Origin of the sequence: Leisingera sp. ANG-M1, assembly GCF_000813745.1 — a bacterium.
Classification (GTDB): Bacteria; Pseudomonadota; Alphaproteobacteria; order Rhodobacterales; family Rhodobacteraceae; genus Leisingera.
Genome location: NZ_JWLC01000044.1, coordinates 4,134 through 4,817, shown reverse-complemented (window position 1 = coordinate 4,817; position 684 = coordinate 4,134). Strand labels below are relative to the sequence as shown.

1 protein-coding gene is annotated in these 684 nt (G+C 64.9%); it reads left to right on the top strand.

Annotation, left to right across the window (positions count from 1 at the left end; genetic code table 11):
- Positions 1–684, top strand: a 684-nt coding sequence (locus tag RA19_RS25105) for a (2Fe-2S)-binding protein (RefSeq protein ID WP_193748339.1), incomplete at both ends; no start/stop codon positions are given.

Here is a 684-nt window from a genome sequence, read left to right as displayed (position 1 = left end):
GCGCACAGATGCGGACCTCGGACCCGGATATCTACGCTGTCGGCGAATGCGTGGAGTTCGACGGCCACCTCTTCGGCCTCGTGGCGCCGCTCTATGATCAGGCCAAGGTACTGGCGGACAGCCTGCTGGGCGAGCGGAATGCCTTTGTGGTCAGGGAACTGGCCACCAAGCTCAAGGTCACCGGCTGTGATCTGTTCAGCGCCGGGGATTTTGCCGAGGGCGAGACCCGCGAGGACATCGTCTTCCGCGACCCGGCGCGCGGCATCTATAAACGCCTGGTGATCGAGGAAGACCGGCTGATCGGTACCGTCATGTACGGCGACACCGCCGACGGCAGCTGGTTCTTCGGGCTGATCAAGGACGGCACCGATATCTCGGACATCCGCGAGACGCTGATCTTTGGCCCGGCCAATCAGGGAGGCGCCTCCGCGGACCCTCTGTCAGCCGTTGCAGCATTGCCGCCTGAGGCGGAGATTTGCGGCTGCAACGGCGTTTGCAAAGGACAGATCACCAGCGCAATCGAAAGCGGCGCAGCAGACCTCGGCGCGATCCGTGCTGAGACCAAGGCCAGCGCCTCCTGCGGCACCTGCACCGGACTGGTGGAACAGCTGCTGTCGGTAACGCTGGGCGACGGTTACGCCGCCCCCCAGGCCCAACCCATCTGCGGCTGCACCAGCCACACTC